Here is a 25,991-nt window from a genome sequence, read left to right on the forward strand (position 1 = left end):
CCAGAATGCTGCGGGTTCGAGGCTTGATCCACCCGACTTCGGCCGTTTGCGCGACGACAGACACCGCTCGGGGCGAAGAACGCTTGCCCAGCGAGCAAAATCAGGCGATCTTGAAGTCAAGCGGCAGGCCACTTGGGGAATGTCGGTTTGCGCATGACCGTTGGATCGGGGATCTATCCGTTGCAATCGGTGCGCGGCGCGTGATCGAGAAGCCCTTGCAGCTTTACCGACGACATGGCGCGAATGAATCACAATGGGTGTTCAGCGATCCGCGAGGCGTAACCCTCGTTTCAGTCATTGCACAGACAGGGTTCGCGTCGCCGGTCGATAGCTGGAAGACGACGCTGGGCAAGAACGAGATCATAAGAAACAGGTTGAGGGAGGCGAACAGCATCCTTGCTTCGCTTGGCCTGTCGGACCGTGCCGCTGTTGCGGAAGCCTATATCCAGGGGGAACAGGACCGGTTCTCGACACGCATCCATCTTCTGTCCCTGCCGCGCTGGCGGCGGTGGGTTTCGGTGATCGGCTTCTGGGCGCGGGGTGGCTATCGCCGCTTTGCGGGCTGGAAAAGCGCGGTGAAGGACATGATCCGGCCATGACGGGCCGGGGGCGCCTTGTGCTGCATGTGCTGACCGCGCTGGATTTCGGCGGGGTGGAATCGCAGATGCGCCTTGTCGCCGCCCATGCGGCGCAATCGGGATGGGATCACGCCTTCTGCGCCATCGGCCCCGGCGGCGCGGTGCAGGCGGAGTTGCGCGCCATGGGGGCGCGGGCGGTGGCCTTGCAGCAGCCGGTGGGCATCCCCTCGATCCGGGCGACCTTCGCGCTGTGGCGCGAGATGCGGCGGATGCGGCCCGCTGTGGTGCATCTGCACGGGGCAGAGGCGAATTTCCACGGGCTGATCGCGGCGCGTCTGGCGGGCGTGCCGGTGGTGATCGCCGAAGAGATCGGGATCCCGCGCCACTCCCCCCGCGCGCGGCGCATCTTTGCCTGGGTCTATCGTCGCTGCGACCGGGTGGTGGCGGTGTCACAGGCGGTGAAGGACAGCATCCTGTCGCTGGGCGAGGCGCCCGAGGCGGCGGTGGAGGTGATCCGCAACCCCTTTGCGCCGCAGGATTTTCAGCCCTTTCCGCCGCGTGGCGAGGTGCTGGAGATGGGCTTTGTCGGGCGGCTGGAGCCGGTGAAGAACCCGCTGGCAGCGGTGGAGGCGGTGGCGCTGCTCCGCGACCGGGGCATCGCGGCGCGGCTGCGGATCCTGGGCGAGGGCAGCCAGCGGATGCTGCTGGAGCGGCGCATCGCGGATCTGGCGCTGGAGGGGCAGGTGCGGCTGGAGGGGTTTGATCCGCGCCCCTTCGACCGGCTGCGGGGCTGTCATCTTTACCTGCAGCCCTCGTTGAGCGAGGGGTTTGGCCTCGCCATCTGCGAGGCGATGTCGGCGGGCCTGCCGGTGATCGCCAGCGCCGTGGGCGGCGCGCCCGAGATCATCACGGAGGGACGGACCGGCTGGCTGCTGGACCGGCCCGAGGCCGGGGCGCTGGCGGCGCGGATCGCCGAGGTGCAGGCGCTGAGCGATGCCGAACTGGCCGCCATCGCCGCCGCCGGATCGGCCCATGTGCGCGCGGCCTTCGGCCCCGAGATCCACGCCGCGCGGTGCGGCGCGCTTTATGCGGCGCTGGCGGGCGGGGCCGCGCCATGACGGGCCGCGCGATCCGCAACATCCTGTTCATCACCTGGGACGGGCCGGAGACGCGCTATCTGGAGCGGTTGTTCCTGCCCATCCTTGCCGGGCTGGCCGAGGGCGGCTGGCGGTGCCATGTGCTGCAATTCGGCTGGGGCGATGAGGCGGTGTTTGAGGCGCGGGAGGCGGCCTGTCGGGCGGCGGGCATTCCCTATCGGCGGGCCGGCGTCTGGCGGCGCGGGGGCGGGGCCGGGGCGTTCCTGTCGGCGCTGGCGGGGGCGCGGGCCATTCGCGCGGCGGTGGCGGAATGGGGGATCGACACGCTGATGCCGCGCAGCCTGATGCCCGCGCTGGCCGTGCTGCGGATGGGCGAGGCGGGGCGGCGGGGGCTACGGCTGATCTATGATGCCGATGGCCTGACGGCGGATGAGCGGGTGGATTTCGGGGGGCTGTCGCCGCATGGCCTGACCTATCGGCTGCTGCGCGATGTGGAGGGCGAGATCCTGCGCCGGGCCGATGCGGTGCTGATGCGGACCGAGGCCGCGCGCGCGATCCTGCTGGCGCGGGCCGGGGCGGCGCTGGAGCCCGGGCGCTGCCATCTGGTGCGGAACGGGGTTGATCCGGCGCCGTTCCGGGCGGCGCTGGACGGGGCGCGTGGCGGGGAGACGGGGTTCACGCTGGTCTATTCCGGTTCCATTGGGGTGCAATATCGCCTGCCGGACATGCTGGATGTGGCTGAGGCGCTGCGCGGGCGGATCCCCGATCTGCGGCTGCGCCTGCTGTCGCCCGCGCAAGGCGCGATCCGCGAGGTTCTGGCGGGGCGCGGTCTTGCCGGGGCGGGGTGGATCGCGGCGGAAAGCCTGGCACCCGAGGCGGTGCCGGGGGCGTTGTGCGGCTGCGATCTGGCGCTGGCGCTGCGGCAGCCCGCCTTTTCCACGCAGGCGGTGCTGCCCATCAAGCTGGGGGAATATCTGCTGGCGGGCGTGCCGGTGATCGGCACGCCGGGCGTGGGCAATACCGGGGTGCTGGAGGCCGAGGGGGTGTTCCGGTCGGCCGAGGCGGCGCATCTGGCGGCGACGATCGGCTGGGTGACGGAGGAGGTGCTGCCCCGGCGCGAGGAGATGCGCGCGCGATGCCATGCGGCGGGGATGCGGCACTTCTCGCTTGCCGCGACGGTGGAGAGCTATGCGCAGGCGCTGCGGGCGGTGGCAGAGGTGGCGAGATGATGCGGCGGCTGGTGGTTCTGTCGCGCTATTCGCGGATGGGCGCATCGAGCCGGATGCGGACGATGATTCAGGCCCCCTATCTGCGCGCGGCGGGGCTGGAGCCGGATTATCTGTCGCTGTTCGAGGATGCCGATCTCTTGCGGCTGTATCAGGGCGGGCGGGCCTGGCCCGATGCGCTGCGGGCGCTGGCGCGGCGGGTGGGGCATCTGCGCGCGGCGCGGGGGGCGGACCTGATCTGGATCGAGAAGGAGGCGCTGCCCTGGCTGCCCTGGCTGATCGAGGCGGCGCTTCTGCCAAGGGATGTGCCGCTGGCGGTGGATTACGACGATGCGGTGTTTCACCGCTATGATCTGCATCGCCTGCTGCCGGTGCGGATGATGCTGGGGCGGAAGCTGGATCACCTGATGGCGCGGGCGTCGCTGGTGACGGCGGGCAACGGCTATCTGGCAGAGCGGGCGCGGCAGGCGGGGGCAGCGCGGGTGGAGATCGTGCCGACGGTGGTGGATCTGGACGCCTATCCCCTGCGGCCCGCCGGGGCGGCGCGCGGGGCCGCGCGGATCGGCTGGATCGGATCGCCCAGCACCTGGCGGGAATACATGCAGCCGCGGCTGCCCCTGATGCTGGATGTGGCGGCGCGGTGGGGCGCGCGGATTTCCATCGTCGGCGCGGGCGGGGCGGCGGCGGTGCATCCGCTGATCGAAAGCCATGACTGGTCGGAGGAGAGCGAGGCCGCGCGTATCCGCGAGATGGATCTGGGCATCATGCCGCTGACCGATACGCCCTGGGCGCGGGGCAAATGCGGCTACAAGCTGATCCAGTACATGGCCTGCGGGGTGCCGGTGGTCGCCTCGGATGTCGGGGTGAACGGCGCGATCGTGGACCATGGGGTGAACGGCTTTCTGGTGCGCAGCGATGCCGAATGGCGGCAGGCGATTGACATGCTGCTGGCGGATCCGGCGTTGCGGGCGCGGATGGGGCAGGCGGGACGGCGGCGGATCGAGAGCGACTACAGCCTGCAGGTCTGGGGGCCGCGCGTGGCCGGACTTCTGGCGGGGGTCGCCGGGCAGGGGCCGCCGTGATCTATGTGGCCTGCTATATCGGGATGATGCTGCTGCGCCTGTCGCGGGCGCGGGTCGGCTATGGGCTGCTGCTGGCGGCGTTGTTCCTGTTTTCGGCCTTTCGCCATCAGGTGGGCTGCGACTGGTTCGGCTATGCCGTGCAGTACGAGTTCTATGGCGCGGTGCCCTTCTCGCAGGTGATGACGACGCGCGAGCCGATCTGGACCGCGATCATCGCGGCGCAGGTGCAGCTGGGCATACCCTATCCCTGGTTGAACGTGCTGTCCTCGGCGCTGTTCTTTGCCGGGGTGCATCGGCTGGCGCTGCGGCAGCCGGACGCCTTGGGATTTCTGGTGCTGCTGTTCCCGGTGCTGATCCTGAACATGCCGATGTCGGGGATCCGGCAGGGGGCGGCGATCGGGTTTGTCTGCATGGCCTTTGTCGAACTGGTGGACCGGCGGCTTTTGCGGTTTGTCGGGCTGATCGTGCTGGCGGCGGGCATTCATTCCAGCGCGGCGGTCTTTCTGCTTTTGGCACCGCTGGTGCAGGGCGGGCTGACGCGGGGGCGGATCGCGCTGTCGGCGCTGCTGGCCATTCCGGGGGTGCTGGGGCTGATGGCCACGGATGCGGCGGCGACGGCGACAAGCCGCTATGTGAATACCGGCGTCGACGCGGCGGGGGCGGTCTGGCGCGTGGCGCTGCTGGTGGTGACGGGGCTGTGGTTCCTGGTCTTTCTGCGCCGCAAGTGGCAGGCGTCCTTTCCGCGCGACTACAAGGTGGCGGCCATCGGTGCGCTGATGATGCTGGTGCTGATCCCGTTGATCCTGGTGTCTTCGGTGATCGCGGATCGGCTGGGATATTACTTTGTCCCGATCCAGGCGATGATCTTTGCGCGGCTGCCGTTCCTGCGGCTGGGCGTCGCGCGGCCCCTGCTTGTGGCGGGGCCCTATCTGGTGCTGCTGGCGATGCTGGTGGTCTGGACGCTGCTGTCGACGCATTTCCAGCAATGCTATCTGCCCTACCGATCCTGGCTGTTCGGGCTGCCCGGCGCGTGATCCTGCGGGTCGCGGCAGAGGGAAAGATGCGCGCGGTCGGTCTGCGGGCCTGTCAGGGCATTGCGGATGCGCGTGACGGCGAAGGCCGCCAGTTCGCGCAGGCTGAAGGCCGGATCATCGGCCGAAGGCGGGGTGGTGGGGCGCTGGAGGAAGAGGCGGGCCTGTCCTGACAGTTCCGATTGCAGCGCAAGGCTTGCGCGCGGCATGTGGCGGGACGAGGTGATCAGGAGCAATCCCTCCCCTGCCGGGCCGGTGCGATACCAGCAGGCGGCCTCGGCCGCGTTTTCGCCCGTGTCTCGGGCATCGGGGGAGAGCAGGATGCGCCCTTCGGCAATGGCGCGGCGGACCTTGGGCGAGGCGTGGAACTGATCGGCCAGCGTGTCGACGGAAAGGCCCGCGGGGCGGTTCACGCCGCTGATCAGCAGGCGGCCGATGCGGCCTGCATCGAACAGGGCGAGGGCGGTTTCGATGCGGTCATACTGGCCGGTGAAGACGACGGCGCTGATGCCGGGGGGCGGGATGTCATCGGGGTGAAACTGGCGGCGGGCGAAGTCGGCCAGAAGGAGAAGTGTCACCAGCCCGACGATGGCGGGCAGGGCGAGACGGGCCAGGCGCCGGGCGGGCGGGCATGTCCGGGGATCAGCGCGCGCCAAAGCCCGTGAACATGACGGTGAAGGTCGCAAGGACAATCCCCATGTCCATCGCGAAAGAGCGCTTGCGCACATAGAACGCATCAAAGCGCGCCTTGCGGCGGATGCCCGGCAGATCATCGGCATAGCCCGAGCGGACCTGCGCAAGGCCGGTGATCCCGGGCAGCACGGCAAAGCGCTTGGGGTAATGCGGGATGGAATGCATGTGGACGATGGCATGATCCCAGGCATCGGGGCGGGGGCCGACGATGGCCATTTCCCCCCGCGCCACATTCAGCAGGTTGGGCAGTTCATCCAGGCGCGACCGGCGCAGCAACGCGCCGAGCGGCGTGATCCTGTGGCGGTCAAGCGGTTCATCGGGCGAGCGAAGTTCCGAGAAGGCCGGGCGCATGGTGCGGAATTTCCACATCATGAAGGGCACGCCGTCCTTGCCCATCCGCTTTTGCCGGAAGAAGAGCGGGCCGGGATTGGAGACCGGGTTGAGCAGGAGGAGGATCACGGCCACGACCAGAACCGAGGGCGCGGCGAGAATCACGATCACGAGGTCAAGGATCCGCATGCCGAGCCGCCTTTGCACGGACCGCGCAGGGGCCTTGGGCTGATACAGGCCCGATGGCGCAACAATATCGGCGCGAAATACATCAAATGAATCGTCTAGCTTCACGTCTCGCCCCTGGCATCTGTGGCAGCAGAAGAGTGGTCAACGGCCTAACCCAAATATACACAAAGGTTAATGACAGGGGATCCAAATTGATGCCAGCCCCAGACGAATGTGGGGATTCCATGGCGCGATTGGTTCCATTTTCGGCGGATTGGCGCGCAAGAGGGCGATTGTTGCCGGAATCGGCCCGGATCACGGGCCGTGCCGATGCATCGTTTCATGTCGGCGCGGGGCTGACGCAGCGGCAATCCATGCGGAAACGCATGGATATCCCCCATCGCGAGAGAATTTCGCGCCGGATCGCCCGTATGGGAGAATCAGCATGCCCCGGAGTCAGGGTTGCGCGGGCTGCGGCGCGGGGGCTGCGGGGGCGCGGGCGAGATCGTCGATCAGCGCGCGCAGCGCCCCGACATGGGGCGGGGCCCGGCCTGCAGCTTCGGACAGGCCAAGCGCGCGGTTGGCGGCGGCAGAGGCCGCCTCGCGCTGGCCCAGGGCTGCCAGCACGGCGGCATGGTGATACTGGACCGAGCCGTCCTCCGGCAGGGCGGCGGCGGCCTGATCCAGCAGGGGCAGGGCTTCGGCGGAATTGCCGGTCAGGTGCAGAAGCCAGCCATAGGTATCCTGAAAGGCCGGATTGGCAGAGTTGCGCAGGCGACGCGCGATGCGGAAGGCGCGGTCGATGGTGGCGGCTTCGCTGGCAGTCTGCGACAGGAGGCTGGCCAGATTGTTGGCGATGACGATGTTGCCGCTGTCCTGCGCATAAAGCGTTTCATAGACGGCAACCGCCCCGGCGAGATCGCCTTCAGCCTGAAGGCGGGTCGCCTCGATCCAGCGCAGGGCGGGGGATTGCGGGCGTTCGGCCAACCCGGCCGCCAGAAGCGTGCGGGCGGCTTCGGCATCGCCCGAAGCTTCGAGCAGGGCGTGCAGCCGCTGGATGGCAAGTTCGTCGCCCGGATCGGAGGCGATCAGCGCGCGATAGCGGGCGATGGCCTGATCGGGCTGGTTCATCTGCTGATCCAGCAGGGCCTGACGATGCAGAAGCAGGCGCGAATCGGGACGGGTGGCGATGGATTGGGCCAGAAGGGTGGCGGCCTCGTCCTGGCGGTTCAGGCTGACCAGCGCATCGGCCTTGAGCGCGATCCAGGGCGCGGGGTCGGCGGCGGCGGCGATCTGGCGGTCATGGATGGCCAGCGCCTCATCCGGGCGATCCTGTTCCAGCAGGGCGGCGGCCTCAAGCTGATCCGCAGCCTCGATGGCGGCTTGGGTCGCGATCTGGCGCAGCACCGACACCAGTTCCGCGGCGAGCAGCCAATCCTTTTGCGAAAGGGTGAGGGCGGAGAGCCGTTCGACCAGCGCGAGATTGGCGGGATTGGCCTGCCAGGCCTTGTAGAGAACGGCGCGGGCCACGGCATCGCGGCCCTGTTCCTGCAGGAGGCGGCTGTAGTCGCGGGCATAGTTGGCCTCGGCCGGGGCGAGATCGACGGCGCGGCCAAGGGTTTCCGTCGCCAGTTCGACATTGCCGTCGCGCAGATAGGCGCGCGACAGATCGGCCATGATGGCGGCATCGTTCGGGGCCTGGTTCAGGGCATTGCGCAGGTCGATGATGGCATCGGCCGGGCGATCCTGCGCGATGTGGCGCGCGGCGCGCAGGCGCAGGGCATCGACATGGGAGGCATCCTCGGCCAGCACCTCGGCGATGGTAGAATCGGCGGCGGCCGCATCGCCGGAAGCGGCCAGCATCCGGGCATACTGCACCTTGATCCGGCGGGTCTGGTCAGAGGGTTCGGCCCCGGCGATGATGTCGGCCATGGTCTGCAGGGCGGCATCGCGCTGGCCTGCCTCGAAGTCGATCGAGGCGCGGATGGCGCGGTAGAGCCCTGCCTTGGGGTCATCGGCATTCGCCTCGATCAGGCCGGCGACGGCCTGAAGCGCGGCTTCGTTGCCCTTGGTGCCGCGCAGGAAATCAATCAGGGCGACATGGCCCTCGACAGGCCCGGTGGCGGGGCCGGCATTCTCGCGCAGGAAGCTTTCCGCACCGGCCAGATCGTTGCGCGACAGAAGCCATTGCAGGAAGGCGCCCGGCAGGCGGTCATTGCCGGGGAACAGCGCGATCATGGCGCGGAACTGGGCATCGACCAGATCGGGGGCGTCCTGTTCGATCAGCAGGCGCAGCTTGACCTCCTGGATGTCGAAATCGCGCGGCTCGGCGGCCAGCAGGGTTTCGGCCAGGGCGAGGGCCGTTTCGCGGTCTTCGGCGAGAAGGGCCTGATCGACGGCGATGCGGATCAGGGCCGGGTCATCGGGATGGCTGGCGCGCTGGGCGGCGGCCTGGGCGGCCAGCTCTGCCTGCCGCGCCCGATCCGCTGCGGCGACGGCGGTCTGGTAATCGAGCGCCAGACCCAGCGCCATGACGCGCGGATCGGCGGGCGCCATGCGCCGGGCATCCAGCACCTGCGGCGCAAGTTCCTGCCACATGCTCTGGCTGAGAAGGAGGGTGCCGATTTCCACCCGGACGTCGATGTCGTCGGGGCGCTGCTGGGTCAGCACGTCGTATTGCGCCCAGGCGCCGGCCAGATCGCCCTGTTCGCGCAGGAGGCGGGCGAGGGTGAGGCGGGCCTCGAAGTGATCCTGCCGATTGTCCAGCGTGTTGCGCAGTTCCACCAGCGCACGCGGCGTGTCGCCTTCGGCCAGCAGGGCCTGGGCCGCGGCAAAATGGCCTTCGGCCTTTTCCTCGGCCGTCTGGCAGGCGGCGAGGAAGGCGCAGAGGGCAAGGGCAAGCGGCAGGCGGGAAGGGGCCGGAAAACGGGCCAAGGAACGGGGCAGACGCGGCATCACTACTCCTATCACGGCGGGCGCGGGCCCGATCTCGGGTCACCCCGCAAGGCTGGTTTCCGCCCGGTCATGCTGCAGCACAGAAAAACCGTGGTCTGGCGGGTGGACCTGACCCGGTCAATTAGTATTAATGTTCGGGTTGAAAGCGCAACGCGGTTTCGGCATTCAGGCGTGGGGGACGGATGAGTTTTGCGCGCTTCGGGCTGAAGGGTGACGTGGGCCGGGAAGGACCGAAGTGGCGATGAGAGCGGTGTTCAGTGGTTTCGGGCGGATTTGCCCGCAAAGAGGGTGAGTTGGTGACCGAGGATCCTCCTGTCCAGTTAGATCTTGGCTTTGTCCTGTCGCGAATCCGGCGATGGGTGCTGCTGTTCCTGTTCCTGCTGATTCTGGTCTCGGGGATCGGGGTGGTGGTGGCCTTGACCCTGCCGACGGTCTATCGGGCCGAGGCGCTGCTGGTGGTGGAATCAGAGCAGATCCCCGACGATCTGGCGGCGTCCACTGTGCAGACCAATGCGCGCGAGCAGTTGCAGATCATCGAGAAGCGGGTGCTGTCGCGCGAGGTTCTGGTGCGCATGGCCGACCGGCTGGGCATCTATGCCGCCGAAGGGCGGGCGGGTGCAGAGCAGATGTCGTCGGGCGAGGTGGTGGAGGATCTGCGGATGCGGATCCGGATGATGCCGTCGGATAGCGGCACGGCGGGGGCACCGGCGGAAACCGATGCGCTGCTGGTGCGGGTGATGTTCGATTCGCCCGATGCGGATGTGGCGGCGCGGGTGGCCAATGAACTGGTGACCCAGATCCTTGAGGTGGATGTGGCCACGCGCATCCAGATCGCCCGGCAGACGCAGGAATTCTTTGAGCAGGAAGTCGCGCGGCTGGAAAAGGACCTGTCGACCCGGTCGATGGAGATTCAGGGGTTCAAGGAAGAGAATATCGAGGCCCTGCCCGACAGCCTTGTCTTCCGGCGCGAGGATCTGGCGATGATCGAGGCGCGCATGGTGCAGCTTGAGCGGGACCGGCGTATCCTTCTGGACCAGATCGACCGGATCGACCGGCTGACCGGCGGCCTTGCCCCCGCGCCCGGCGATGCGGGCGAAGAGGCGGCAGATGCGCCGATTTCGGGCCGCGTGACGACGCGCGACGTGCGGCGCAGCGACCTGGTGACGGAACTGTCCTATGTGGATCAGGAGCGCGAGCAGTTGCAGGGCCGGGCCGAGGGCCTGCGGGCCACGATTGCCGAAACCCCGCGCGTGGCCATCCGGCTTGAGGCGCTGGAGCGCGACTATGCCAATGTGCGCAGCCAGTATGATCTGGCCATCGCCAATCTGGCCAAGGCCGAGATCGGCGAGCTGATCGAAAGCCTGGCCAAGGGGCGGCGGATCAGCGTGATCGAACAGGCCGTGCGGCCCGACCGTCCGTTCAGCCCGGACCGGCCGAAGGTGGCGCTGATCGGGGTTCTGGCGGGTCTGCTGATCGCGGGCGGCGTGGTGCTGGCGCTGGAGATGCTGCGCGGCGTTATCCGCCGTCCGCAGGACATCGAAAGCGTGATCGGGGCGCAGATGATCGTGACGCTGCCGCATGTGCGGACCCGGCGCGAGGTGATGATGGGCCGGGCCGTCTGGGCGCTGGTCTTTCTGGTGGTGGCGGGGGCGGGGGCGCTGACCTGGCAGAACCGGGCGCAGATCGACCGGTTCCAGACCCTGGTGATCGAGAAGATCCGCGGGCTGTTGCCGACGGATTCGGCAGGAGGGGCCTGACATGGCGGTGGAACGCGTTCAATCCGCGATCGCGCGGGCGCGCGCGCAGCGCGACGGGCTGGATCAGGCGCCCGAGGCGGGCGAACCCGAAGCCATGGCCGATGTGGAGGCGAGGGCCACGACGCTGGATCGCTGGCCGGATCTGCCGCGTGTCGCGGTGGCCGAGGATATGCTGGACAGGGCGCGGGTGATCCGGGGCGGGGCGGAGGCGACGGCCTTCGACATGCTGCGGACCAAGGTCCTGCAACGCATGAAGGGCGACGGCTGGCGGCGGATCGCCATCACCTCGGCCGACAAGGGATGCGGCAAGACGACGGTGGCGATGAACCTGGCCTTCAGCCTGGCCCGCCAGAAGGAAGTGCGGACCCTGCTTGTCGAGGCGGATCTGCGGCGTCCCTCGCTGGCGCGGGCGCTGGGCCTGCCGGGGGCTTCGGGCCTGGCCGAGGTTCTGACGCAGGATCTTCCCTTCGGGCAGGCGGCGCTGCGGCTGCGTGACAATCTGGCGGTGCTTGCCAGCCAGGCCCGCAGCGCGCATTCGGCCGAGATCCTGCAAAGCGGGCGGGTGGCCGACGTGCTGGCCGAGATCGAGGCCGCTTATAACCCGGATATCGTGATCTTCGACCTGCCGCCCCTGATGGAGACGGATGATGCGCTGGCCTTCATGGGCCATGTCGATTGCGCGCTTCTGGTCACGCGGGCCGAACATACGACCAGCGCGCAGGTGGAAACCTGTTCGCGCGACATCTCGGCCCGGACGGCGCTGGCGGGGGTGGTTCTGAACCGCTATCGCGCGGCCGGGGCTGCCAGCGGATATTGAGGGCCGCCCCTGTGGGGGCGGACAAAGAAAAAGGGGCGCCGAAGCGCCCCAGGCATGCGATGGGTTCCGTCCCTCAGGCCGCCGCGAGTTTGCGACGACGGGAGAGCCCGAAAAGACCAAGCAGAGCAGTGCCGAGCAGCAACACGCCAGCCGGCAGCGGCACGACGCTGATCGAGGCGCTGATGATGGCGGAACGCGGGTTCTGGCCCTGCCCCTGACCAAAGAGCGAGGACGGCGCGTTCAGGAAGGTGACGGTCACCAGCCCGACCCCGGCGATCTGCTGCGGGGCGATGGGATCGAAGGTGATCGTGCCATTGGTGAAGCGGATCGCAGCATTCGTCAGGAACTGCACACCTTCACCGACGCCACCAAAGGCCGCAGCCGTGGGGGCAAGGAAGCTGAGCGTGGCCGTGATATCAAAGCTGTCAGGAAGTATCGGATCCCATTCAGCGGCGGTGATCCGCAGGAACTGGAACGTCGTGGCAGGGGCGTAGGGTTCCACATTGATGATCGGGTTGCCCAGAAGCGAGGGCGCCAGCGTGGCCGAGGCGATGCAGTCGCTGGCGAAGCCGAGCGAGTTCTGGCAGTTCGAGATCTGCACCGAGGAGCCGGCAGAGTCGACCTGAAAGGCGATCGGCGCGGCCTGCAGGCTGCCCGAGAGCATCAGCGTGGCAGCGAGGGCCTGGGCGCAGGCGAAAATCTGTTTCAACATTTCAAGACACTCCGACGATCCGGCACGCGGACAAAGTTACGGCAAACTTAAGACATGTTAATGACACATTCGATGGGGGGATTTCCAGCCTTTTGTTGGGGTCGGCGGGGAAAACACCACAGACTGTGGCGCAGGGGCCGATTGGCGCTGGATGGGGAAGGATCCGGCATGTGTCGCGATGAAAAAAGGGGCGCACGGGCGCCCCTTTGCTGTGGGTTGATGCGGAAGCTCAGGCCGGCAGGTTGCGGCGGCGGCGCGACAGGCCGAAGAGGCCCGCGATGGCCGAAAGCAGCAGCAGGACGCCGCCCGGCAGCGGCACGACGCTGACGGCTTCGATGCGGATATCGGCACCGATGTAATCGGGGCCGGTCTCCGGATCGAAGGGGCCGCCGGACAGGAAGTTGACCAAGAGCGGCGCGCCTGCCGTTGCCAGAACCGGGCCCCAGGTCAGGCTTGCCCCCGGATTGAGGTTGTTGCCCTGCGATGGCCCCCAATTCACGATGCTGGCAAGCGCCGTGAATTCATAGGAGACAAGACCGACAAGGATCTCGACCGTTGTGGTGAAGGAGAAACTGTCAGGATCACCCTGATCGTTGCCCGACGCGACGATATTGAAGAGCCGGAAGGTCTGGCTGGCAGGGGTTGTCACGCTGGATGCTGTCACGCCCAGCTGATCCGCGATGCCGAAATTGCAGCTGTTGTCGTTTCCCGGGACGGGGTTGCATGTCTCTGTCCCCAGTCCCACGCTGTCGATCGTGAAGTTCACGGTGGCGGCCTGCGCGCCTTGCGCAAGGAACAGGCTGGCCGCAGCGGCGCAGGCGAGGGATCTGACTGTCGCGAACATGTCCCGGACTCCTTTCAGGATGTCTGACGCAGAATGGACAATGCCATGATTTCGACACATTAATGCCACATTCGCGAACAGTCCGACCAGCAGATTGTGGGTTCTGGCCCGAACAATGCCCCATGATCCAGCCCCGGGTCGCGCGTCGTGGCATGGGGGGCAACCCTTGATTGCATGGGACTTCTGCCGCTGATTGCGAACGGGTTGAATTGTGGCGGGCGGGGTAAGGCCGCCGTCAGCGCACCGTCAGCCCCCCCGATGCAGTGATTCCATCCTTGCGGCGAAATCGGGGCTGGACATCAGCGCGCGGCAGCGCTGGAAGCGGCCGGTCGCATAGGCGAGGAAATCATCCGCCGGGTTGCCATTGGCGTGCTGTATCAGGCCCCACAACGTCCATAGCAGATCGCACATCGCCTTGTAGGCGATCATGCGGGCCTCTTCCCATGGCCCGGCGGGGCGGCCGAAATAGGCGGTGAGCATGGCGGCATCCTGCGCGGCATCAAAGCCCGCCTCGACCGAGAGATCGCCCAGATCCCACATCGGATCGTTCATGCCGGAATATTCCCAGTCGACGATCCACATGCGGCTGCCGGTATCGAGGAAGTTCTCGCAGAGCGGATCGCAATGGCAGGGCGCCTGCGGCAGGGGATGGGCGGCAAGCGCCGTGCGGACGCGGTCGGCCTCGCGCAGGGCGGCGTCATAGCCTTCGGGCGGGGCGACGGATTTCCCGGCCAGAAGGGCGCGGTAATCGTCGATCATGGCGAAAAGATCGAAGCGGGCGGGGAAGATCACGCCGCTGTCATGCAACTGCCGCAGCTCGCGGGCGGCGCGGGCCGGGCTGCCGGGGCGGCTGCGGAAGAGATCGGGCGTCATGGTGACGGTATCGGGGATGAAGCGCGTCACCATAAGGCCGGAGGCGGGATCGGCATGCAGCACCTCGGGCGAGACACCGGCGGCGGCGGCGGCGCGGGCGGCGGTGGCTTCGTTGGTGCGGTCGATGTATTCGGCGGTGCCTTCGCCGGGGATGCGCAGGACATGCCCGCCCAGATGCCAGACGCGGTTGGTCAGCCCGCCAAGGCGCCGGGGCGTGCCGGTGAAGCCTTGCAAGGCTGGAATGCGCGCGGCGATGGCGGCGATGTCGTCGGTCATGCTGGCCCCCCGAGGTTGCGTTGCAGACCAGTCTGCCGCAAGCTGGGGGCAAGGCAAAGCGGGGAGTGGGGATCATGGCATCAGGCGGGCATGACGGGCATCTGGGCGCGGTCTACGATGCCCGCGCGCCCGAGGAAGTGGCCGCGGTTTATGACGCCTGGGCAAGCACTTACGACGCAGAGATGGCCAAGGCAGGCTACCGCCATCCGGCGGTGGGGCTGGCGCTGCTGGCGCGGCATCTGCCGCGGGGGGCGGGGCCGGTGCTGGATGCGGGTTGCGGGACGGGGTTGCTGGGGGATTGGCTGGGCATTCTGGGCTTTTCCCCGGTCGAGGGGCTGGACCTGTCGCCCGGCATGCTGGAGGTGGCGCGGGCGAAGGGCAGCTATGCGCGGCTGCACAATCTGGCGCTTGGGCGGGAATTGCCCTTTGAAACCGGGCAGTTCGCTGCTGTCATCTCGACCGGGGTCTTCACCACGGGCCATGTCGGGGCGGAAGGCTTGCCCGAGCTTTTCCGCATCACCCGGCCCGGCGGCGTGATCGTGCTGACGGTCAAGACGACGCTGTGGGAAGGCGGCTTTGCCGCCGCCCTGGCCCAGCAGCAGGCGGTGCAGACATCGGTGCAGACGGCTGTGCATATCGTGGAGCAGACCGCGCCCTATATCTCCATGCCCGGGGAGAAGGGGACCGTGCCCTCGCTCGCGCTGGTGCTGCGGCGGCTGTGACGGGGCGCGCAAGGCCCGGCCCCGCGCCCGGCATCGGCGTTGAATGGGTATTTTTGCCAAGATGAAGCGGCTGTTTCACCTTGGATCAAATACCCATGCGACGGTGCTGCCCCGCGCGGCGATCAGGCCTTGATGCGCGCGCCTGTGGGATCGACCAGCGGGCCGAGGGCGAGGGTGGCGGGCAGGGTGTCACCGGCGACGACGAGTTCGTAGCGCCCGGCGGTGAGCCAGTCTTCGGTCACGCCATCCGGATTGCGGACATAGCCATAGCCGATGCTTTGGCCCAGCGTGTAGCCATAGCCGCCGGAGGTGAGATAGCCCACCGGCTGGCCGTCGCGCAGGATGGTTTCGCGGCCCACCAGCACGGCCTCGGGATCTGACAGGGTGAAGCCCGCGAAGCGTTTGGTCAGGGGCCTCGCCTGCGCGGCCTCAAGCGCGGTGCGGCCCAGGAAAGGGGTATTGGCCTTGAGCTTGACCGCCCAGCCGAGGCCCGCCTCGAAGGGTGTGTCGTTCGGGGTGATGTCGGAGGACCAGGCGCGATAGCCCTTCTCCAGCCGGAGCGATTCCAGCGCGCGATAGCCGATGGGGCGGATATCGCTGCCGCCTGCGGCCATCAGCGCGTCGAAGACGGCGCCGGTATGGGCGAGGGGGGTGTGAAGTTCCCATCCCAATTCGCCGACATAGGTGACGCGGAGCGCGCGGATGGTGGCGCCCGCGATGGTGATCTCGCGCGCATGGCCGAAGGGGAAGGCGGCGTTCGACATATCGGCATCGGTGACTTTCGCCAGCACGTCGCGCGCCAGCGGCCCCATGAGCGAGAGGGTGCCCCAATCTTCGGTCACATCCGTCAGGGTGCAGCCGGTGGCGGGCAGGTGGTCGGCGATCCAGGCCATGTCATGGGTGCGGAAGCCGGTGCCGGTGACGATGTAGAAGCGGTCGTCCGACAGGCGGGCGACGGTCAGGTCGGCCTCGATCCCGCCGCGGGAGTTGAGGAGTTGGGTATAGGTCAGGCGGCCCGGTTCGCGGGCGACGCGGCCCGCGCAGATCCATTCCAGCGCCTCGGCCGCCTTCGGGCCGGTCAGTTCGTATTTGGCAAAGGAGGATTGGTCGAAGATGCCCACCTTCTCGCGCACATGGGCGTGTTCCTGTCCGACGGGGGGGAACCAGTTCTGGCGGCCCATCGAATAGACGTCACGCGGTTCCATCCCCTGCGGCGCGAACCAGTTGGGGCGTTCCCAGCCGAGTTTCGATCCGAAGACGGCGCGGTGATCCTTGAGGCGCTGGTAGAGCGGCGAGGTGATGCGGGGGCGGCCGCTTTCATATTCCTCATGCGGGAAGCCGATGGTGTAGTGTTTGCCATAAGCCTCCATCGTGCGGTCGAAGACCCATTGCCGGTCGCGGTGGAGGCCCGAGAAGCGGCGGATGTCGACGACCCAGAGGTCGAGCGGGGCCTCATCCCGCATGACCCATTCCGCCAGCACCCAGCCTGCGCCGCCTCCGCTCGCGATGCCGAAGGCGTTGAAGCCCGCGCCGACATACATGTTCGCGCATTCCGGCGCGGGGCCGAGGATGAAGTTGCCGTCGGGGGTGAAGCTTTCGGCACCGTTGATCATCTGCTTGACGCCGGTCTGTTCCAGCGCGGGGACGCGCGCGATGGCCTGTTCGAGGTGCTGGGCGAAGTGATCGTAATCGTCGTCGAACAGGCGGAATTCCCAGTTCCTGGGGATGTCGCCCTGCACCCAGCCCTGCGGGTTGGGTTCATAGCCGCCCATGACGAGGCCGCCGACTTCTTCCTTGAAGTACGTCCGGCGGTCGGGGTCGCGCAGGGTGGGGGCGTCGGGGGAGAGGCCGTCGATCCTTTCGGTGATGATATACTGGTGTTTCACGGGTTGCAGGGGGACGTTGATGCCTGCCATGGCCCCGATCTCGCGCGCCCACATGCCGCCGCAGTTGACGACCTTTTCGCAGGTGATCGTGCCTTGGGAGGTGTGGACGGCGGTGATGCGGCGGCCGTCCATGACAAAGCCGGTAACGGTGACGCCTTCATGCAGGCGCGCGCCATGCATCCGTGCGCCCTTGGCGAGGGATTGGGTGATGTCGGAGGGGCTGGCCTGACCATCGGTCGGCAGCCAGCTTGCGCCGACCAGATCGGAGGTGTCCATCAGGGGCCACATGCGCTTCACCTCATCGGGCGAGATCAGGTGCATCTCCATCCCGAAGGAGCGGGCGGTGGTGGCGAGGCGGCGGTATTCGGTCCAGCGGTCGGCATTGGTGGCAAGGCGGAGGCAGCCTGTCATCTTCCATCCGGTGTCCAGCCCGGTTTCCGCCGCCAGCCCCTTGTAGAGTTCGACGGAGTATTTGAGGACGCGGGTGATCGAGGCCGAGGCGCGGAGTTGCCCCACCAGCCCCGCCGCGTGCCATGTGGCGCCTGAGGTGATCTTGCCCTGTTCGAGAAGCACCACATCGGCCTTGTGATCGCGGGCCAGGTGATAGGCGGTGGAGCAGCCGATGATGCCGCCGCCGATGACGACGATCTGGGCATGGGAGGGGAGGGTCATGTCTTGCTTCCGTGGCGGGAGTGATACTGGGAGAGCGCGGCATCGAGCCGGTCGAGGTTTTCGCGCGCGTAGGATTTGTAATCGGCCCCCGGTGCGGCGAGGTGGAGGTCGGAGACCATGGCCCACATCGCCTCACGCAGCAGGCTCGTGCATTGCATGGCGTCGAAGGCGCGGCGGAGGGGGGTGTCGGGCAGGGTGCCGAAATAGGCGATGAGCAGGCGGTCGGTTTCATCCGGCGTCATGCCGGCATTGGAGGCGGCCCCGGCCAGATCGAAGAGCGCGGTGCCGAAGCCTGCATATTCGTAGTCGATCAGCCAGAGGCGGCTGCCGTCATCCAGGAAGTTGGCGGGCAGCAGGTCATGGTGGCCGAAGATCAGGGGCAGGGGGATCTGGGCGGCTTCCAGTTCGGCGTTCAGGGACAGGAAGGCGGGAAGGTCGGGGGTGAAGGCGCTGTCGCCCGCGCGCAGGGTGCGGGCATAGTCGCGGATCACGTGGAAGGGCCAGAAGAGGAAGGCCGCGCCCGCGATATGGGCGGGCATGTCACGGTGGAAGCGGCGCAGGAGATCGCCCAGGCGTTCGGGGTTGGCGCGCAGATCCTCGGGCCCCCAGGTGCGGGCGTTCAGGAATTCCACCACGCTGACGCCCGGGGTGGCATGTTCGACGCGGGGGCCGAAGCCCGCGGCATGGGCGGCGCGGGCCACCATCACCTCGCGCGCGCGGTCGACATGGTGGAAGGGGTAGTCGCGGCCGAAGCGGACGACATGGGCGCCCGCGGCATCGGTGACCTTCCAGCTTTCGTTGGACAGGCCCCCCAGCAGGGGTTCGGCGGTGATCTCTCCCTGCCAGGGCAGGGCGCGGAGGGCGGCGGGGGGGGCGGTCATGGGGCGTGTCCCGAAAGGCCGAGGCGGGCGCGTTGCGTTTCGGCGGCGGCGTGGATCAGGCGGTCGGCGATGATGGCGATGCAGGCGATGGCAAGGCCCGCGACAAGGCCGTTGCCGGGATTGGCCTTGGTCAGCGCGATATAGACGTCCTGGCCCAGATCGCGTGTGCCGACGAGGGCGGTGATCACCAGCATGGACAGGGCGAACATGATCGTCTGGTTCAGGCCCAGCAGGATTTCCGGCAGGGCGAGGCGGAGGCGGATGCGGGTGAGGATCTGCCAGTCGGTGCAGCCCATGGCGCGGCCGGCCTCGATCAGGCGGGGGTCCACGCCCTGCAGGCCAAGCGCGGTATAGCGGATGGCGGCCACGACGGCATAGGCCACCACCGCGATCATGGCGGTGAAGTCGCCCACGCGGAAGAGCATCACCACGGGCATGAGATAGACGAAGGAGGGCAGGGTCTGCAGCGTGTCGATCACCAGGCGGGTGATCGTCCAGGCCCTGTCGCGATTGGCCACGGCAATGCCGATGGGCAGGCCGATGGCCATGGCGATGAGGGTGGAGACACCGCAGAGATAGACGGTGATCATGGCCTTTTCCCATTGCCCCGTCGCCGCGATGAGAAACGAGAGCGCCGCCGTCAGCGCGGCCAGCCGCCAGCCGCCCAGCCGCCAGCCTGCCAGCCCCAGCAGCGCCACCACCGCGACCCAGGGCAGCGACAGCATGAAGCGCTTCACCGGGACAAGGATGCCGATCAGGATGGCGTTCTTGATCGCCTCGAGCGTGTCGAAGAAGGTCAGGTTGATCCATTCCACCGCCGCTGCCCAGAAGGGGCTGGTGCTCAGGCGGGCGGCTTCGGGATAGGTCTGGATCGCGGGCAGGATCAGGCCCAGCACCCATGTCACCGCCACCAGCGCCAGCGCGGCGGCAAGGTAGGGGTGGCGCTGCAGCGCCCCGCCCTGCGGCAGCGCCCCGCGCGCGCGGCGGGCCAGCGCCTGGCTCAGCCGGTCCAACGCGATGGCCAGCGCGACGATGGCAAAGCCCGCCTCGATCCCGGCGCCGAAATCCAGCCGGCGCAGCGCGTTCAGCACATCGAAGCCAAGCCCCCCCGCCCCGATCATCGAGGCGATGATCACCATGTTGAGCGACAGCATGATCACCTGGTTCACGCCCACCATCAGCGGTTCGCGCGCGGCGGGCACCAGCACGCGCCATGTCATCTGGCGCGGGGTGCAGCCCACCATGCGGCCGAGATCGTGGATCTCGGACGGGACGCGCTGCAGGGCCAGCGTGGTGATCCGGGTCATCGGCGGCATGGCATAGATCAGCGTGGCCACGATGGCGGCGGTGGGGCCGAAGCCGAAGAGGATCAGGATGGGCACCAGATAGGCGAAGACCGGCATGGTCTGCATCAGGTCGAGCAGGGGTTTCAGCAGCCGGTCCACCAGCGGCACCCGCCAGGCGAGGATGCCCAGAAGCAACCCGCCCAGCACGCCGATCGGCACGGCCACGATGATGGAGGCCAGCGTGACCATGGCGCTTTGCCATTGGCCGAAGACGGCGACAAAGCCCATGCAGGCTGACACGGTCAGCGCCAGCGGCAGGCCGCCCGCAAAGAGGCCGATCAGCGCGAAAAGGCCGATCACCGCCAGCCAGGGCAGGGGCGGCCAGAGTTGTACCGCGCTGGAGCCTTCGCCCGAGAGCATCCCCGTCGCCAGAAGCGACAGCACCGCGCGATAGGGCAGGTCGATCAGCCAGGCGAGGAAGCGGGTGACATCGGAAAAGGCGAGCGGGCCGATGGCGGCCTCTTTCACCAGCCAGGTGATGAAACCCCCGATCCAGCGCGCGGCGGGGATCTGCCAGGCCTTGGGATAGTCGAAGGCGAAGGGGGCCAGCGTCTGCCCCCAGAGCCAGAGCGCCGCCGCCAGCGACAGGGCCAGCCCCCAGACAAGGCGCGGCGCCAGAAGGCCCCTGCTGCCGGGCGTGGTGGGGATCGCGGTCATCCGGCCCCCCCGAGGACGAGGCGGATCACATCCTCGCGCCGCAGGCTGCCGATGCGGCGGCCCTGCCTATCGGTCACGGCCAGAACCTCGGCCCCCGCCAGGAAGGCGCGGCCGGCCTCGGCCACGGTGGCACGGTCCGGCACGGCGGGGGCATCCGGGGGGGGCGGGTCGGCCACCATGAGCGAGGCCACGCGCACGGCCTTGGATTTCGGGACGGCCCGGGTGAATTCGCGCACGTAATCGGTGGCGGGATGCAGGACCAGTTCCTCGGGCGTGCCGATCTGTTCGATCACGCCGTCCTTCATGATGGCGATGCGGTCGGCCAGGCGGATGGCCTCGTCGAAATCATGGGTGATGAAGACGATGGTCTTGCGCAGGGCCGATTGCAGGCGGATGAATTCATCCTGCAATTCGCGCCGGATCAGCGGATCGAGCGCCGAGAAGGGTTCGTCGAGGAACCACAGTTCCGGCTCCACCGCCAGCGAGCGGGCGATGCCCACGCGCTGTTGCTGGCCGCCGGAAAGCTGGCGCGGATAGCTGTTCTCGCGCCCGGCAAGGCCCACCAGCGCGATCATCTCGCGCGCGCGAGCCTCGCGCCTGGCGCGGGGGATGGATTGCACATCCAGCGGGAAGGCCACGTTTTCCAGCACGGTCAGATGCGGCAGCAGCGCGAAATGCTGGAAGACCATGCCCATCTTGTGGCGGCGGATGTCGATCATCTCGGCTTCGGAGGCGGCCAGAAGGTTGCGGCCGTTGAAGAGGATCTCTCCCGCCGTGGGTTCGACCAGGCGCGACAGGCAGCGCACGAGGGTGGATTTGCCCGAACCCGACAGGCCCATGATCACGAAGATCTCGCCGTCGCGCACGGCCAGATCGACGGCGCGCACCGCAGGCACGAGGCCCGCCGCAAGCAGGCGGTCGGGCGAGGGATCCTGCCCGAGGCTGGCGAAGGTGTCGGCGGCGCGGGCGCCGAACACCTTCCAGACGTTGCGGCAGACAAGCTTGGCTTCAGTCTCGGTCATGCGGGGCTGGCCGGTCTTTCACGGTTGGAATTGCGTGGTGTGGGGGGGTGCGGGGGGGCGCCGGGCGCCCCCCCGCCCTGCGGATCAGCCCGCGATCCAGGCGGACCAGCGCGCCTCGTTCGCGGCCATCCAGTCGGCGACGACGGCCTCGATCGTCTTGCCGTTCAGATCCACCTCGGTGATCATCTGGCCCATCTCGGCATTGTCGATGCTGAAAGCGGTGATCGCCTTGTGCGCGCCGGGCCACTTGTCCTTGAGCCCGGCCCAGCCGACCTTCCAGATATCGCCGAAGGGTTTGCCGCAGTCATAGGCCATGTCGGGATTCACGCCGACCGCCGGATCATTGTAGCATTCCACCGAATAGGTGGGGAATTCGACCCATTCGCCTTCGTATTTCGCAGGCGCCCAATGCGGGGCATAGATCCACAAAAGGACCGGGGCCTTGCGCTGATAGGCGCTTTCCAGTTCGGCGAAGAGGGCGGCATCGGTGCCGGCATGGATCACCTCGAAGGGCAGGTCCAGCGCCTCGACCCGTTCCTCGTCGAACCCGCCCCAGGTGACGGGGCCGCCCAGATAGCGGCCCTTGGGGGCGGTCTCGGCGGTGGAGAAGGCCTCGGCGCAGGCGGGATCCTTCAGCGCTTCCCAGTTGGGCAGGCCGGGGCACAGCTCCTTCATGTAGGTGGGATACCACCATTCCTCTTTCGCCTGCATGCCGGTGGGGCCGAGGATTTCGACATTGCCGGTGGCGACGGAGGCATCCATCGCCTCGCGCCCGGTGGTTTCCCAGATTTCCATGGCGACATGCAGATCGCCGGATTCAAGGCCGGGGAACTGCGCCAGATAGTCGGCCTGCACATATTCGACGCTGTAGCCCGCCTTCTTCAGCACCTCGCCCATGAGCTGGGTGGTGATGAGCTGACCCGTCCAGTCATGCAGGGTGAGCTTGATCGGATCGGTCGACTCCTGCGCGAGGGAGGAGAGCGCGGTGCTGGCGGTGATGAGGGCGGCAAGGCCCAGGGGGCGGAGACCGGATAGGACAGGAACGGAACGGCGCATCGTGAACTCCCTGCGATGGATTTCTGTTGGCGTCTGATCTGGACGGTCGGATGGGTGTTCGACCTTGGGCTGTTTCCGGGGGACGGGCCGCCCGGGAGGTTTGCCACGATCAGGTTAGGCGAAAGGGTCTGGCGGCTGTCAAATGGATTCTGGCCGCGTTTGGAATTTTGGTGACCGTTTGGACGAGGATTTCTGTTGAAACGGTCAGGAAAACGGCTGAATGTGGTCAGTAACGGTCAGGTCGGGGATGGGGATGGCGTCGCGGCGGCAGGCAGAGATACTGAAGCTGCTGGACGGGCAGGGGATGCGCCCGGTGGCGGAACTGGCCGAAATGCTGGGCATTTCTGCCGAAACCGCCCGGCGCGAGATCCGCGCGCTGGTGGAGGCGGGATCGGCGGTGCGCAGCCATGGCGCGGTGGGGCTGGCCGGGCAGACGGGCGAGGCGCCGTTTGATCGCCGGATGCGCGAGAATGCGGCAGCCAAGCGGGCCATCGCGCGGGCGGTGGCGGCGGGGATCGGGGATGGCGAGTCGGTCATGCTGGATACCGGGACGACGACCAGTTTCATCGCCCGGGCGCTGTTGCAGCACCGGCGGCTGACGGTGGTGACCAATTCCTCGGACATCGCGCGGATCCTTGCCACGGTGAACGGCAACCGCGTCTTCATGGCGGGGGGCGAGTTGCGCCGGGATTCCGGCGCGGCGCTGGGGGCCTCGGCGCTGGAGTTCATCGGGCGGTTCGCGGTGGATCATGCGGTGATCTCGGCCGGGGCGGTGGATCGGGGCGGGGTGATGGATTTCGACCTGCAGGAAGCCGAATTCGCCCGCGCGGTGCTGGGCTGTGGCGGGCGGCGGATCGTGGCGACGGATGCGGCGAAGTTCGGGCGGCAGGGATTCATCCGGGTGGTGGATTTCACGCGTATCGACCGGCTGGTGACCGATCAGGCCCCGCCGCCCGATGTCGCCGCCGCGCTGGCGGCGGGGGGGGCCGAGGCCGTCATTGCCGGGTGACCGGGCGGCGCTGCGGGGCCGGACTTTCGGAGGCCGGATAGACGAAGGTTGTCGGAGTCCGGCGTTTATGCTAACGTTTATTGATATTTGGGACAGATCAGCCCCCCGCAAAGGCCCGCCACAAGAGCCGGGCAAGAAGGACGGGCCCGAGCAAAGGCATTTTCGAGCGCATGACAGACCGCCCCCGGTCGGATCATTTCTTCCGCGCAACCATGCGCCATTTCGCCGAGTTGCGGGCGGCGGGGCCGGAGGCTGCCGACAGCGACCGGCCTTTTCCCGCGGACTGGTTCGATCTGCCCGAGGGGCTGTTCGCCGATCTGGGGTCCATGGTCTATCTCGCCGGGATGACCCGCTATCACCGCCCGCGCGCCATGGGGGACATGCTGTCCCTGCTGGAGCCGCCCCTGCGGCTGGGGCAGTATCGGTTGTTCCGGTCGAACGGCTTTCCCCGGGCCTTCATCACCTGGGCCGGGCTTGGCCCCGAGCAGGAGCGGCGCTTTGCGGTGGAGCATCAGGGCCTGCGCCCCGAGGATTGGAACAGCGGGGCCTCGGTCTGGCTGGTGGATTTCGTGGCCCCCTTCGGCCATATCGACCAGATCGTGCCGATGCTGAGCGCCAATCCCGACCTGCCGCATGTGCGCACGCTTTGGCACAATCGCGACGGATCGCGCTATCGGGTGGTGGAATGGGCGCGCGCCCGGCCCGAGGCCGAGGTCGAGGTGCGGTCCTATGGCGCGGGACAGTTCGCGCGCCTGCTGATGGGCGGGGAGGGCTGAGCATGGGTTCCCCCCCGAATATCGGTGGCGTGATCAGCGGATCGGTGCTGGAGGACAGCGGCGCGGTGGTGACCGGGCAGTTGACCGAGACGGCGAACAACTGGGGAAATACCTGGTCGATTTCCAGCGGGGCGAGCTATGGCACGGTGACGATCAACCCGTCGACCGGGCTGTGGAGCTATGTGCTGAACAATGCCCATCCGGTGGTGGATGCGCTGGATGGCGGCGATACGCTGACCGATATCTTCGTGGTCGCGGTATCGGATGCGGTGGGCAGCGATACCCAGACCATCACCATCACCATCAACGGGATCACCTGTTTCGCGTCGGATACGCTGATGGATACGGCCGAGGGGCCGCGTGCGGCGGGGCAGATCCGGGCGGGTGATCTGGTGCGGACAAGGGATCACGGCCTGCAACCCGTGCGCTGGGCCGGAATGCGGCGGGTGAGCCGGGCGGAAATGATCGCGCGGCCCGCCTTGCAGCCCGTTCGCATCGCGGCGGGGGCGCTGGGTCCGGGGGTGCCGGGGGCGGATGTGACCGTCTCGCGCCAGCACCGGATCCTGATCGCCTCGCCCGTGGCGCACCTTCTGCTGGACGAGTCCGAAGTGCTGGTGCCTGCGCATGCCCTGGCCGGGCTGCCGGGGGTGGATCAGGTCCTGCCGGAGGCGGGGGTGGACTATGTGCATCTGCTGTTCGACCGGCATGAGGTGGTGATGGCCGAGGGGCTGGCCAGCGAAAGCTTCTATCCCGGCCCGCAGGCGATGGAGATGCTGGCCCCCGAGGACCGCGCCACGGTGGCGGCGCTGGTGGCGGCGCAGGGCGGCATGGTGCCTGCGCGGCCCTTTCCCGCAGGGCGAAGGTTGCGGCTTCTGGTGGATGCCTTTGCCGCCCCCTTGCGCGCCGCGGCGGGGCGGCGGGCACCGGTGGCGACCGGGCCGCGGCGGATGGCCTGCTGACGCGGGATCAGCCCTTGCGCGCCGGGGCGGGCGCATGGCCTGCCTGCGGCAGGCCCGCGCGGCGCCAGTCGCCGAACCCGCCCGAGAGAGAGGCTGTCCTGAGCCCCATGCGCTGGGCGATCTGGGCGGCCAGAAGCGACCGCCAGCCCGAGGCGCAGTAGAAGAGAAAGAGCCTGTCTTCGGCGAAGATCGGCTTGTGATAGGGGCTTTCGGGATCAATCCAGAATTCCAGCATGCCGCGCGGGGCGTGGAAGGCGCCGGGGATCATCCCGTCGCGATCCAGTTCGCGGGGATCGCGGATGTCGATGAAGGCGATGTCGGGGCTGCCCAGATGGGCCTGCGCCTGTTCGGGGGAAAGGGAGGTGACCTCGGCCTCGGCCTCGGCGAGAAGTTGGCGGAATCCGACGGGCATGGCGGGCCTTTCCGGTTGGGGGCGCGGGGCCGGTTCGCCCCCGGTGGTGCCCGATCCGGGCGGGGCTGGCAAGGCATCTGCGCGGGGCAGGGGGGGGCGGCGACGGTTGGGCGGTTTCCCGGCGCGGCGGGCTGTGTATAGTCGCGGCAGGGTG

General features: G+C 68.0%; 23 protein-coding genes. 11 read left to right on the top strand and 12 right to left on the bottom strand.

What is annotated here, in order from left to right; genetic code table 11:
* The 5 genes from G5V65_RS17660 to G5V65_RS17680 form a co-directional block, all read left to right on the top strand.
* On the top strand, positions 1–599 hold a 599-nt coding region (locus G5V65_RS17660; RefSeq protein WP_206526864.1), incomplete at its 5' end, for a hypothetical protein.
* Positions 596–1,696, top strand: a complete 1,101-nt coding sequence (locus G5V65_RS17665) for a glycosyltransferase (protein WP_165052736.1) — start codon at positions 596–598, stop codon at positions 1,694–1,696. The genes G5V65_RS17660 and G5V65_RS17665, both read left to right, overlap by 4 nt.
* Positions 1,693–2,904, top strand: a complete 1,212-nt coding sequence (locus tag G5V65_RS17670; RefSeq protein ID WP_165052740.1) for a glycosyltransferase — start codon at positions 1,693–1,695, stop codon at positions 2,902–2,904. Before G5V65_RS17665 ends, G5V65_RS17670 begins: the two co-directional genes overlap by 4 nt.
* Positions 2,901–3,983, top strand: a complete 1,083-nt coding sequence (locus G5V65_RS17675; RefSeq protein WP_165052743.1) for a glycosyltransferase family 4 protein — start codon at positions 2,901–2,903, stop codon at positions 3,981–3,983. The genes G5V65_RS17670 and G5V65_RS17675 overlap by 4 nt, the downstream gene beginning before the upstream one ends.
* Entirely contained in the window at positions 3,980–5,017 is a 1,038-nt protein-coding gene (locus G5V65_RS17680; RefSeq protein WP_165052746.1) for an EpsG family protein, read from the top strand. Before G5V65_RS17675 ends, G5V65_RS17680 begins: the two co-directional genes overlap by 4 nt.
* On the opposite strand, the gene G5V65_RS17685 is transcribed toward G5V65_RS17680, so the two are convergent.
* The 3 genes from G5V65_RS17685 to G5V65_RS17695 all read right to left on the bottom strand — a co-directional run bounded on the left by G5V65_RS17685 (position 4,981) and on the right by G5V65_RS17695 (position 9,160).
* Positions 4,981–5,592 carry an ElyC/SanA/YdcF family protein gene (locus tag G5V65_RS17685; RefSeq protein ID WP_165052749.1) on the bottom strand — a complete coding sequence of 204 codons (612 nt, stop codon included), beginning with the start codon at positions 5,590–5,592 and terminating at the stop codon, positions 4,981–4,983. The two genes, G5V65_RS17680 and G5V65_RS17685, sit on opposite strands and share 37 nt — an antisense overlap.
* A 64-nt stretch (positions 5,593–5,656) precedes the next feature.
* On the bottom strand, positions 5,657–6,226 hold the full coding sequence (locus G5V65_RS17690; protein WP_165052752.1) for a sugar transferase: 570 nt from the start codon (positions 6,224–6,226) through the stop codon (positions 5,657–5,659).
* A gap of 435 nt (positions 6,227–6,661) precedes the next feature.
* Complete coding sequence (locus G5V65_RS17695; RefSeq protein ID WP_165052755.1) at positions 6,662–9,160, bottom strand: tetratricopeptide repeat protein; 2,499 nt, start codon at positions 9,158–9,160, stop codon at positions 6,662–6,664.
* A gap of 296 nt (positions 9,161–9,456) precedes the next feature.
* Between G5V65_RS17695 and G5V65_RS17700 the strand changes: the two genes are divergently transcribed.
* Positions 9,457–10,917 (top strand): Wzz/FepE/Etk N-terminal domain-containing protein, encoded by a 1,461-nt coding sequence (locus tag G5V65_RS17700; protein WP_165052758.1) that lies wholly within the window; start codon positions 9,457–9,459, stop codon positions 10,915–10,917.
* 1 nt (position 10,918) lies between these two features.
* On the top strand, positions 10,919–11,734 hold the full coding sequence (locus tag G5V65_RS17705; RefSeq protein ID WP_165052760.1) for a CpsD/CapB family tyrosine-protein kinase: 816 nt from the start codon (positions 10,919–10,921) through the stop codon (positions 11,732–11,734).
* A gap of 73 nt (positions 11,735–11,807) precedes the next feature.
* Here the strand turns inward: G5V65_RS17705 and G5V65_RS17710 are convergent, their stop codons facing one another.
* The 3 genes from G5V65_RS17710 to G5V65_RS17720 form a co-directional block, all read right to left on the bottom strand.
* Positions 11,808–12,446 (bottom strand): hypothetical protein, encoded by a 639-nt coding sequence (locus tag G5V65_RS17710; RefSeq protein WP_165052763.1) that lies wholly within the window; start codon positions 12,444–12,446, stop codon positions 11,808–11,810.
* A gap of 229 nt (positions 12,447–12,675) precedes the next feature.
* Complete coding sequence (locus tag G5V65_RS17715; protein WP_165052766.1) at positions 12,676–13,290, bottom strand: hypothetical protein; 615 nt, start codon at positions 13,288–13,290, stop codon at positions 12,676–12,678.
* Between the two features lie 246 nt (positions 13,291–13,536).
* Positions 13,537–14,439: a choline/ethanolamine kinase family protein gene (locus G5V65_RS17720; protein ID WP_165052768.1), complete on the bottom strand. Its 903-nt coding sequence runs from the start codon at positions 14,437–14,439 to the stop codon at positions 13,537–13,539.
* Positions 14,440–14,513: 74 nt separating this feature from the next.
* Here G5V65_RS17720 and G5V65_RS17725 point away from each other — a divergent pair, with 74 nt between their 5' ends.
* On the top strand, positions 14,514–15,161 hold the full coding sequence (locus G5V65_RS17725) for a class I SAM-dependent DNA methyltransferase (protein ID WP_165052771.1): 648 nt from the start codon (positions 14,514–14,516) through the stop codon (positions 15,159–15,161).
* A 122-nt stretch (positions 15,162–15,283) separates the two neighbouring features.
* On the opposite strand, the gene G5V65_RS17730 is transcribed toward G5V65_RS17725, so the two are convergent.
* The 5 genes from G5V65_RS17730 to G5V65_RS17750 all read right to left on the bottom strand — a co-directional run bounded on the left by G5V65_RS17730 (position 15,284) and on the right by G5V65_RS17750 (position 22,681).
* Positions 15,284–17,719: a GcvT family protein gene (locus G5V65_RS17730; RefSeq protein ID WP_165052774.1), complete on the bottom strand. Its 2,436-nt coding sequence runs from the start codon at positions 17,717–17,719 to the stop codon at positions 15,284–15,286.
* A complete protein-coding gene (locus G5V65_RS17735; protein WP_165052777.1) occupies positions 17,716–18,600 on the bottom strand; it encodes a phosphotransferase in 885 nt (294 codons plus the stop codon). The genes G5V65_RS17730 and G5V65_RS17735 overlap by 4 nt, the downstream gene beginning before the upstream one ends.
* Complete coding sequence (locus G5V65_RS17740; RefSeq protein WP_165052780.1) at positions 18,597–20,603, bottom strand: ABC transporter permease; 2,007 nt, start codon at positions 20,601–20,603, stop codon at positions 18,597–18,599. The genes G5V65_RS17735 and G5V65_RS17740 overlap by 4 nt, the downstream gene beginning before the upstream one ends.
* On the bottom strand, positions 20,600–21,625 hold the full coding sequence (locus G5V65_RS17745; RefSeq protein WP_165052783.1) for a quaternary amine ABC transporter ATP-binding protein: 1,026 nt from the start codon (positions 21,623–21,625) through the stop codon (positions 20,600–20,602). Before G5V65_RS17745 ends, G5V65_RS17740 begins: the two co-directional genes overlap by 4 nt.
* Positions 21,626–21,709: 84 nt before the next feature.
* The gene (locus G5V65_RS17750; RefSeq protein WP_165052786.1) at positions 21,710–22,681 is read right to left on the bottom strand and encodes an ABC transporter substrate-binding protein; all 972 of its coding nucleotides are present in this window, start codon (positions 22,679–22,681) and stop codon (positions 21,710–21,712) included.
* A 220-nt stretch (positions 22,682–22,901) separates the two neighbouring features.
* Between G5V65_RS17750 and G5V65_RS17755 the strand changes: the two genes are divergently transcribed.
* The 3 genes from G5V65_RS17755 (at position 22,902) to G5V65_RS17765 (ending at position 25,425) form a co-directional block, all read left to right on the top strand.
* On the top strand, positions 22,902–23,690 hold the full coding sequence (locus G5V65_RS17755; RefSeq protein ID WP_206526865.1) for a DeoR/GlpR family DNA-binding transcription regulator: 789 nt from the start codon (positions 22,902–22,904) through the stop codon (positions 23,688–23,690).
* 170 nt (positions 23,691–23,860) lie between these two features.
* Entirely contained in the window at positions 23,861–24,466 is a 606-nt protein-coding gene (locus G5V65_RS17760; protein ID WP_241250630.1) for a toxin-activating lysine-acyltransferase, read from the top strand.
* A gap of 2 nt (positions 24,467–24,468) precedes the next feature.
* Complete coding sequence (locus G5V65_RS17765) at positions 24,469–25,425, top strand: Hint domain-containing protein (RefSeq protein WP_165052789.1); 957 nt, start codon at positions 24,469–24,471, stop codon at positions 25,423–25,425.
* Positions 25,426–25,432: 7 nt separating this feature from the next.
* On the opposite strand, the gene G5V65_RS17770 is transcribed toward G5V65_RS17765, so the two are convergent.
* A complete protein-coding gene (locus tag G5V65_RS17770) occupies positions 25,433–25,837 on the bottom strand; it encodes a rhodanese-like domain-containing protein (protein WP_165052791.1) in 405 nt (134 codons plus the stop codon).
* Positions 25,838–25,991: the final 154 nt, after the last annotated feature.

This window comes from Paragemmobacter kunshanensis, from assembly GCF_011059185.1.
GTDB classification, from domain to species: domain Bacteria; phylum Pseudomonadota; class Alphaproteobacteria; order Rhodobacterales; family Rhodobacteraceae; genus Paragemmobacter; species Paragemmobacter kunshanensis.

Excerpts from the sequence above, each read along its gene's own strand:
- G5V65_RS17770 (WP_165052791.1), bottom strand. The coding sequence starts at position 25,837 with ATGCCCGTCGGATTCCGCCAACTTCTCGCCGAGGCCGAGGCCGAGGTC.
- G5V65_RS17740 (WP_165052780.1), bottom strand. The coding sequence starts at position 20,603 with ATGACCGCGATCCCCACCACGCCCGGCAGCAGGGGCCTTCTGGCGCCG.
- G5V65_RS17675 (WP_165052743.1), top strand. The coding sequence starts at position 2,901 with ATGATGCGGCGGCTGGTGGTTCTGTCGCGCTATTCGCGGATGGGCGCA.
- G5V65_RS17670 (WP_165052740.1), top strand. The coding sequence starts at position 1,693 with ATGACGGGCCGCGCGATCCGCAACATCCTGTTCATCACCTGGGACGGG.
- G5V65_RS17745 (WP_165052783.1), bottom strand. The coding sequence starts at position 21,625 with ATGACCGAGACTGAAGCCAAGCTTGTCTGCCGCAACGTCTGGAAGGTG.
- G5V65_RS17730 (WP_165052774.1), bottom strand. The coding sequence starts at position 17,719 with ATGACCCTCCCCTCCCATGCCCAGATCGTCGTCATCGGCGGCGGCATC.
- G5V65_RS17725 (WP_165052771.1), top strand. The coding sequence starts at position 14,514 with ATGGCATCAGGCGGGCATGACGGGCATCTGGGCGCGGTCTACGATGCC.
- G5V65_RS17665 (WP_165052736.1), top strand. The coding sequence starts at position 596 with ATGACGGGCCGGGGGCGCCTTGTGCTGCATGTGCTGACCGCGCTGGAT.
- G5V65_RS17690 (WP_165052752.1), bottom strand. The coding sequence starts at position 6,226 with ATGCGGATCCTTGACCTCGTGATCGTGATTCTCGCCGCGCCCTCGGTT.
- G5V65_RS17760 (WP_241250630.1), top strand. The coding sequence starts at position 23,861 with ATGACAGACCGCCCCCGGTCGGATCATTTCTTCCGCGCAACCATGCGC.
- G5V65_RS17755 (WP_206526865.1), top strand. The coding sequence starts at position 22,902 with ATGTGGTCAGTAACGGTCAGGTCGGGGATGGGGATGGCGTCGCGGCGG.
- G5V65_RS17715 (WP_165052766.1), bottom strand. The coding sequence starts at position 13,290 with ATGTTCGCGACAGTCAGATCCCTCGCCTGCGCCGCTGCGGCCAGCCTG.
- G5V65_RS17735 (WP_165052777.1), bottom strand. The coding sequence starts at position 18,600 with ATGACCGCCCCCCCCGCCGCCCTCCGCGCCCTGCCCTGGCAGGGAGAG.
- G5V65_RS17710 (WP_165052763.1), bottom strand. The coding sequence starts at position 12,446 with ATGTTGAAACAGATTTTCGCCTGCGCCCAGGCCCTCGCTGCCACGCTG.
- G5V65_RS17695 (WP_165052755.1), bottom strand. The coding sequence starts at position 9,160 with ATGCCGCGTCTGCCCCGTTCCTTGGCCCGTTTTCCGGCCCCTTCCCGC.
- G5V65_RS17750 (WP_165052786.1), bottom strand. The coding sequence starts at position 22,681 with ATGCGCCGTTCCGTTCCTGTCCTATCCGGTCTCCGCCCCCTGGGCCTT.
- G5V65_RS17705 (WP_165052760.1), top strand. The coding sequence starts at position 10,919 with ATGGCGGTGGAACGCGTTCAATCCGCGATCGCGCGGGCGCGCGCGCAG.
- G5V65_RS17720 (WP_165052768.1), bottom strand. The coding sequence starts at position 14,439 with ATGACCGACGACATCGCCGCCATCGCCGCGCGCATTCCAGCCTTGCAA.
- G5V65_RS17765 (WP_165052789.1), top strand. The coding sequence starts at position 24,469 with ATGGGTTCCCCCCCGAATATCGGTGGCGTGATCAGCGGATCGGTGCTG.